This window comes from Thauera sp. ZXT1-4 (genome assembly GCF_052598215.2).
The window spans coordinates 1-2,667 of the sequence record NZ_JBQWSN020000077.1; the positions used below are offsets into that span (position 1 = coordinate 1).

At 58.0% G+C, this 2,667-nt stretch carries 4 protein-coding genes; all 4 read right to left on the bottom strand.

What is annotated here, in order from left to right:
- Nucleotides 1–123: 123 nt before the first annotated feature.
- The 4 genes from ACUH78_RS18965 to ACUH78_RS18980 all read right to left on the bottom strand — a co-directional run bounded on the left by ACUH78_RS18965 (nucleotide 124) and on the right by ACUH78_RS18980 (nucleotide 2,389).
- Nucleotides 124–1,227, bottom strand: a complete 1,104-nt coding sequence (locus tag ACUH78_RS18965) for a hypothetical protein (RefSeq protein ID WP_445334410.1) — start codon at nucleotides 1,225–1,227, stop codon at nucleotides 124–126.
- Nucleotides 1,228–1,334: 107 nt separating this feature from the next.
- A complete protein-coding gene (locus ACUH78_RS18970; protein WP_445334409.1) occupies nucleotides 1,335–1,706 on the bottom strand; it encodes a type II toxin-antitoxin system VapC family toxin in 372 nt (123 codons plus the stop codon).
- Nucleotides 1,703–1,903, bottom strand: a complete 201-nt coding sequence (locus ACUH78_RS18975) for a type II toxin-antitoxin system VapB family antitoxin (RefSeq protein WP_020686163.1) — start codon at nucleotides 1,901–1,903, stop codon at nucleotides 1,703–1,705. Before ACUH78_RS18975 ends, ACUH78_RS18970 begins: the two co-directional genes overlap by 4 nt.
- Nucleotides 1,904–2,185: 282 nt before the next feature.
- Complete coding sequence (locus ACUH78_RS18980; RefSeq protein ID WP_011254903.1) at nucleotides 2,186–2,389, bottom strand: DUF2283 domain-containing protein; 204 nt, start codon at nucleotides 2,387–2,389, stop codon at nucleotides 2,186–2,188.
- Nucleotides 2,390–2,667: the final 278 nt, after the last annotated feature.

Here is a 2,667-nt window from a genome sequence, read left to right on the forward strand (position 1 = left end):
CGAGACGGCGGATCCGGCGTAGTCCGGCGGTCGGACGAGACATTGGACAGTCCGCTCCGTTTCGTCCAAAGGGCACCCACGGATGGCAGGCAGTGAAAACTGAAATTGTCGGCCTCGCCCATTTCACGCCGATCGCTTCCCGGCAGAACTCAACTTGCTGGCACCCAAGCTCTTGACCCAACTGTAGCGAACTGGATCCTCCCGCAGCAGGAATGCTTTGAGCTCATTTCGCTTAGCTGCATCTGCACGAAGGAAAATTGCGCGTAGATCGTGGTCTATCGAGCGCTCGGTTGCACCGCGCTCAAGTGCTTTGTCGTACCAATTTCGACCAGTGTCGTAGTGCCCGAGCTCGAAGTTAACGGCCCCCAGTAAAGTGCAAGGGCGAAAGTCTTTCGGCGTTAGTTCATGGGCCTGATTGCCGAGGCCCAAGGCTTCATTCAAGCGCTTCAAGTCGCGCATGGCCCCGCCATGGGTGGTTGCGATCGCCGACCTCAACTTGGGAAGCTTTTGTCGATCAGCAGGAATCGAAGTTAGCAACTCGTGAGCTTTTTTGGCTTGGTTGCACTTGCGGTAGTGGCTACTGGCGTTCACCGCGTTCCATGCGTCAGTCGTCCGTCCGTACTCAGCAGCGTAAAACTCAGCTTCACGCGCGTGGTGCGCGTCCTGGAGAGCTTCCGAAAAATATGCTCGCCCTTCGGTTGTCATCCAGAGCACATCCTCGTCTGTGAGTCGGCTGCCACCATCGAAGCGATGGAGGATGCTCATCAGTTGAGATAAGTGTTCCTGCTCAACGAAGGCATCAACGTCGTACTGGGCTCGAAGGGCCCGGTTCTTCATCCTTGTGATGTACTTCGGGTTGCTCTCTCGGGCCAGGCGGGCAGCTTCTTCCTGCGCCCAGTAAGCCGCATCTCGTGCCTTCTGCTCGGCCTCTCTAGCCAGCCTTGCTGTTTGTTTTTCTTGCCTCTCGACTTCCAGTAACTGTTGGCGCTTGATCTGTTCAGATGCGGCGGCTTCCCGAAACGTTTCATACGTGATTTCGCCGCGGGCGAGTTGCCCTAGCGCAACGAGGCCTAGTTGCCTCAAGTAGCTAAAACCGTTTGTTGTGAGCGGCCGACCCTCCTGGAGTTTGTCTAGGATATCGCGCAGACGGCTGGCGGGAATTTTGCTGCCAGGAAGGTCATCTATGAGGTAGGCGTGGGCAAGATCGATCTGATTTGGTGCAGTCATGCGGTGTTTTTGCAGCTTCTTTTTCTACAGGACGCCGCCAAAATACAGGACGGAAAGGTGGTGTGCTAGCAGGATTATGTAAATGGGTTCCATCCAAGCATTTTTTTTCAGTGAGCCAATTCGTAAGCGATCCCGAGCCGGGCAGCGGCCTCGCTGAGGCGCCGATCTCGTGTCCAGAGGCGGGTGCCGGGTGAGAGCTTGGTGGCGGCCAGCAGGTGCGCATCGGTATAGCCGATGCCCAGCCCGAACAGGGCGTGAGTGCCGATGAACCGAAAGACCTCGTCGTCGGTGGCCACGGTCACTGTCGGCAGGCCTCGCATCGCCTCGAGCACGACCGTCCGGTTCTGGAGGCTACCGAGTGCGATCTCGCCCAACACGTAGGGATGCATGCGAACGCGCCCTTCGTTCAAGAGGTTGGACAGGTGTGCGTCGGTGCGACGCAAGTGGTCGATCCAGACCGAGGTGTCCACCAGGATCATTCGTCGTGTTCCGGCCGGCGCCGCGGGATGTCGGTCAGCTGTGGTTCTGAGCCGCCTAGCAGGGCCAGCCGGCGGGCGCTTTCGCGTTGGATGAGCGCTCGCAAAGCCTCCTTCACCAAGGCAGATTTTTCGGTCATGCCAGTCAGCGCCTGGGCCTTGGCTAAAAGTTCATCGTCGAGCGCGAGCGTGGTGCGCATACCGTATCTCCCAACAAAAGGCACGCCCTACTATAGCAATAGCATCATCAAGTGATGCGCTTTTTCGTGCAGGGGAGGGCTTCTTTGAGGTTCCGCAAAGCGGATAACCAATTATCCGGATGACCGCACAAACCCCGCGCGCACGACCGCCTCTGCCACCCGGAATCCCCTTCGGGTCACTGCCGACCTCGAGGCTGTCTTCCCCTCCCCCTGCATCCTCCGTGGACGTGAAAAACCCCCGGTAGCCAATGAGACTGCGCGGGGGTTGAAGTTTGATCGGGATTAAGCCGCGAGAGGCAGCAAATCCTTGGCGTTCTCCAGAGGCCAGTAGCCCGATGCCTTGGCGTCAAGGATCGTTATCTCAGCGATTCCGTTTGCCGCGTAGCCGATATTGACGTTCCAGCCATGCGAAACATCCCTGACGATAGGTTCCTTGGAGAACTCAATGAATAGGATGTCGTCCTGGTCATCGTACTTGATTCTCATGCTTCGTCCTCCAGTTCCCAGCCAACATAAGCTCTTTGAGAAGAGAGTAGGAACTCACAACAAAGTGGGTGCAAGAGATTTCTGCTGCACCTGAGGCTAACCCGTTATCCATCCTCCTCGCTTTACCCCCCTGTTGCGGCCTCCTGCCCGGAAGGTGTCCTCCCGAGCGGAAGGCTGCCTGATGCCGATCCGTTGCCGCGTCGCCCTGACCAGACGGATCGCCTCCCCTCCCCCTGCATCCTCCGGCGTCCTGCGTCCTGAGGGCCAGTTCCTGTTCT